A 3,992-nucleotide genomic window follows, 5' to 3' on the forward strand; every position below is an offset into this window, starting at 1 on the left:
GTTGTTTGTTGTTTGTTGTTTGTTGTTTGTTGTTTGTTGTTTGTTGTTTGTTGTTCGCCAGGAGTTTAATCTCCTTGTTAGTTGTTAGCTTTTGAAGGACAAATAACTAATAACTAATAACCAACAACAAATAACAACTAACCAACAACCAACAACTAAATTAAGACTGACGACCGCCCCGTCCTCGTTTGGAGGATTTCCGCCGCCGTCGGACGATTAAAGCGGTACTCTTCTTCTTGCGTTTGCGAGTTTTGGCTCCCAATGCTGGTTTACCCCAAGGAGTCACAGGACCGGATCTGCCGATTGGCGCTCTGCCTTCTCCACCTCCATGGGGGTGATCCACTGGGTTCATGACGCTTCCTCTCACGGATGGTCGTCGTCCCAAATGGCGATTCCGTCCAGCTTTACCCAAGCTGAGGTTTCTGTCTTCAATGTTACCGACTTGTCCGATGGTGGCGTAGCATTCACGACGTACCATCCGGACTTCTGTGGATGGCAGTTTGAGGGTAACGTAGTTCCCTTCTTTGGCCACTACTTGAGCTACTGCACCAGCAGCGCGGACAATTTGTCCACCTTTTCCTGGTGTGAGTTCTACGTTATGAACGCCAGTACCCAGGGGAATATTGCTCAGGGGTAGGGCATTGCCTATTTCAATGGCAGAATCAGGACCGGATACAATTGTCGCGCCTACGGCTAACCCTACCGGATGAAGAATATAGCGTTTTTCTCCATCTTGATAGTAAACCAGAGCAATTCTGGCATTCCGGTTGGGATCGTATTCAATGGCGGCTATTTTGCCAGGAATATTGTATTTATTCCGGCGAAAGTCAATGATCCGGTATAAGCGTTTATGTCCGCCACCGCGACGGCGACTGGTGATCACACCCCGATTATTACGACCTTTGTCGCGATGCTTGGAGTGGGTTAATGATTTTTCTGGTTCGCTCCGGGTAATTTCGGCGAAATCTGAGATAACTGCCTGACGAGTACCGGGAGTATACGGTCGAAAAGAACGAGTGCCCATAAAAATATCCTTTGTTGTTTGTTATTTGTTATTTGTTATTCGTTATTTGTTATTGGCAATAACTAACAACAAACAACAAACCACTAATAACTAAATAGCCCTTTATACGTCTGGGAATAGGACGATCGAGTCTCCCTGTGCTAAAGTGATGATCGCTCGTTTGTATTGGGGCTTGAATCCACTAAATTTGCCCACTCGACGCTTTTTGCGTGGTGGACGCATGGTGTTTACTGCGGTAACTTTGACATTAAATAGGCTTTCTATTGCCGCTTTAATTTCGGGTTTGGTGGCTTTGGGAATCACTTCAAAGACATATTTGTTATCTTCTAATAACAGGGTTGCCTTTTCTGTAACTATTGGCTGCAATACCAAATCTGCCAGGTCGCAGGGATTATACTGAATCACCGTAAACCTCCTGAATTTTGCTAAGAGCGGTGTTAGTTGTGACGATTTTGTCAGCGTTTAGCACGTCGTAAATATTTAAGCTGTCTGCACAAATTAGCTTGACTTTTGCCATGTTTCGTGCTGACAAGTAAACTTTTTCTTCCGATTGAGGTAGGATGAGTAGAACCTTGGCATCAGGCTCAATTCCCCAACGTGCGATCGCGCTTGCTAGTTCTTTGGTCTTGGGCTGTTCTAGTTGTGAGGTAAAATCTTCTACCACAATCAAATCTTCAGAGCGACTCATCAAGGCTGTCCTCAGCGCTAGTCGTCGCTCTTTGCGATTCATTTTTAGGTTAAAGTCTCTGGGTTTTGGTCCAAAGATGACACCGCCACCGCGCCAGAGTGGTGAACGGTTCGAGCCAGCACGAGCGCGACCAGTTCCCTTTTGCCGCCAAGGTTTGCGTCCGCCGCCACTTACTTCAGCGCGGGTTTTTGCTGATGCTGTTCCTTGACGAGCATTTGTCATTTGTCTAACTAATGCTCGGTGAACTATATGTTTGGCATTCTCTTCTTTAGCCACTCGCAATTCGATTGTCGCTTCTCCGACTTCTTCTCCTTGCCAGTTTCGCACCACATAATTAACCATAGTTTTTAGTCCTTAGTCTTTAGTTTTTAGTTGTTTGTCATTTGTCGGTTGTTGGTTGTTTGTTTTTAGTTGTTTGTCAAATAACAAATACCAAATAACAAATGACCAATCACCAATGACCAATGACTAATGACCTATCGCGATTAACGTCCGACTTTGTTTGTCGGGATAATGCTTAAGAGGGTTCCTGGTTTGCCGGGAACTGCTCCTTTAATTAGGATCAAGTTTCGGTCTAAGTCTACCCGCACGACTTGCAGCTTGCGGATGGTAACTCTGGTTCCGCCATAACGACCTGCCATTCTCTTCCCTGGGAAGGTGCGGCCGGGTGTTGTTCCAGGACCTGTCGAACCGGGGAGGCGGTGGTTTTTAGAACCGTGTGACATGGGACCGCGCTTGAAGTTGTGACGCTTTTGATAGCCAGCAAAGCCACGACCAATAGTGTTTCCACTTACGTCAATAATTTGACCAGGACTAAAAATATCTACTTTGAGTTGTCCGCCCAGTTCAAATTCTGCACTATTATCTAAACGATATTCGCGCAGGTGGCGCAAGGGCGGGGCGCTTGATTTGGCTAGGTGTCCCAATTCTGGCTTGTTGAGTGCCTTGGGTTTTACTTCGTCATAGCCAACCTGAATGGCAGCGTAGCCATCGGTTTGCTTGGTTTTAATTTGGGTGACGGTGCATGGACCTGCTTGAACGACGGTGACTGGAATTGCTCTTCCTTCCTCGTCGAAGATTTGGGTCATGCCGAGTTTAGTGCCGAGGATACCGAGCGACACAGGCTTCTCCTTTTTAGACGTTACAGTTTGGCGAGATTGGCAGCGATTCTATCCCGAATCTGTCCTACCTCACAAATTCAATTATTCTGACTTCAGGTTAAATACACTCTGCCACTGGAAGAGGAACTGCCTTGTTATCGCCTTGTAAGACTTGAATAGCCAGATTCTGTGAACTTTTGCGATCAGTTAGTTTTGGCTAACTAGGTCGCCTTTATTCTTCGGGACTTAAGTCGCGAACTCGTTAGTGTCACTACTCAGTATCCTTCGGAGGCGAGATGGAATTACCGTGATTTGGTCACGATTGTCCAGTATAAACTATTGGGCGATACATGTCTATCTTTTTTTTTACGATCCGCTCTGAGTTGGGGAGAAATCGGGGATATGTACGGGAATACGGCGTTTCAGGGATTTGTCTGGGTTGGGGAGTCGGGTTTGTTGGGGGGAATCTGCTTTACAGGGGGAATTGGGGTGGAGATTGCTTGCTTTACTCGCTTCGCTCGCTTTGCGATCGCACTAAGAGCCTATCCGAAAAATCCGTTATGCTGTAAGCTGACATAATAAACAGCGCTTAAGGCTGAGGTAGGTAGGGTTGGGTGGTTAGTCGCGATCGCGTGGTCATGACTGGTCAGTTCGCAAAAAAGCCCACCAGGAACCGATGATGGTCTAGCCATCGTCGAGCTGATTCCCGACAGGATTGATAATCATACCCCCGATCCAAACAAAGGTGTTGAGAGAGTTTTTCAGGAGTTGGTCTCTCTACTTGCCACTGCCAATCAATCCCCACAACTTCTTCATACTCAAGTAACAAAACTGCCCGGTGCTTTTTGCTTTCCAACCATATTCTACCCATTCCTTAAACCTTGAGTAGACTGTGGATTTCGGTCCAAATTCTCTCGGCAAGGCGCACCACTGTGTGCCAGTGCGGGCTAGATAAATCAAGGCATCAAAGATTCTCCGGTCATAAGTTCTCAGTCGTCCTTGTCTCTGGCGAGGTTTATTGACCACCAGTATCGGGGCAAGGCGTTGCCATAAATCATCAGGTGTTCGTCAAATCGTTGGCACTGAGGTTTGACTTTGTTTGGTGTTGTCCATTATGTCAGTTTACAGCGTAACGGATTTTTCGGATAGGCTCTTAGTACGGTAGACCCCTCCCTTCTCC

The 3,992-nt window shown here is 46.6% G+C and carries 7 protein-coding genes; 1 reads left to right on the top strand and 6 read right to left on the bottom strand.

All coding sequences use genetic code 11. The annotated features are described in order from the left end of the window. Positions 1-160: 160 nt before the first annotated feature. The 4 genes from rplB to rplC all read right to left on the bottom strand — a co-directional run bounded on the left by rplB (position 161) and on the right by rplC (position 2,833). On the bottom strand, positions 161-1,024 hold the full coding sequence (rplB, locus tag NJ959_RS26680) for a 50S ribosomal protein L2 (protein WP_254014789.1): 864 nt from the start codon (positions 1,022-1,024) through the stop codon (positions 161-163). 102 nt (positions 1,025-1,126) lie between these two features. After that, positions 1,127-1,429, bottom strand: a complete 303-nt coding sequence (locus NJ959_RS26685) for a 50S ribosomal protein L23 (RefSeq protein ID WP_254014790.1) — start codon at positions 1,427-1,429, stop codon at positions 1,127-1,129. Next, the gene (rplD, locus tag NJ959_RS26690; protein WP_254014791.1) at positions 1,416-2,054 is read right to left on the bottom strand and encodes a 50S ribosomal protein L4; all 639 of its coding nucleotides are present in this window, start codon (positions 2,052-2,054) and stop codon (positions 1,416-1,418) included. The genes NJ959_RS26685 and rplD overlap by 14 nt, the downstream gene beginning before the upstream one ends. A 143-nt stretch (positions 2,055-2,197) precedes the next feature. Continuing rightward, on the bottom strand, positions 2,198-2,833 hold the full coding sequence (gene rplC / locus NJ959_RS26695) for a 50S ribosomal protein L3 (protein WP_254014792.1): 636 nt from the start codon (positions 2,831-2,833) through the stop codon (positions 2,198-2,200). A gap of 381 nt (positions 2,834-3,214) precedes the next feature. Here rplC and NJ959_RS26700 point away from each other — a divergent pair, with 381 nt between their 5' ends. Continuing rightward, positions 3,215-3,391, top strand: coding sequence for a hypothetical protein (locus tag NJ959_RS26700; protein ID WP_254014793.1), 177 nt, complete (start codon positions 3,215-3,217; stop codon positions 3,389-3,391). 67 nt (positions 3,392-3,458) lie between these two features. On the opposite strand, the gene NJ959_RS26705 is transcribed toward NJ959_RS26700, so the two are convergent. Next, the gene (locus NJ959_RS26705) at positions 3,459-3,683 is read right to left on the bottom strand and encodes a hypothetical protein (RefSeq protein WP_254014794.1); all 225 of its coding nucleotides are present in this window, start codon (positions 3,681-3,683) and stop codon (positions 3,459-3,461) included. Further along, on the bottom strand, positions 3,590-3,838 hold the full coding sequence (locus NJ959_RS30870) for a transposase (protein ID WP_373693718.1): 249 nt from the start codon (positions 3,836-3,838) through the stop codon (positions 3,590-3,592). Before NJ959_RS30870 ends, NJ959_RS26705 begins: the two co-directional genes overlap by 94 nt. Positions 3,839-3,992: the final 154 nt, after the last annotated feature.

The organism is Limnofasciculus baicalensis BBK-W-15, assembly GCF_024178385.1.
GTDB classification, from domain to species: Bacteria; Cyanobacteriota; Cyanobacteriia; order Cyanobacteriales; family Coleofasciculaceae; genus Limnofasciculus; species Limnofasciculus baicalensis.

Excerpts from the sequence above, each read along its gene's own strand:
- rplB (WP_254014789.1), bottom strand. The coding sequence starts at position 1,024 with ATGGGCACTCGTTCTTTTCGACCGTATACTCCCGGTACTCGTCAGGCA.
- rplD (WP_254014791.1), bottom strand. The coding sequence starts at position 2,054 with ATGGTTAATTATGTGGTGCGAAACTGGCAAGGAGAAGAAGTCGGAGAA.
- NJ959_RS26700 (WP_254014793.1), top strand. The coding sequence starts at position 3,215 with ATGTACGGGAATACGGCGTTTCAGGGATTTGTCTGGGTTGGGGAGTCG.
- NJ959_RS26705 (WP_254014794.1), bottom strand. The coding sequence starts at position 3,683 with ATGGGTAGAATATGGTTGGAAAGCAAAAAGCACCGGGCAGTTTTGTTA.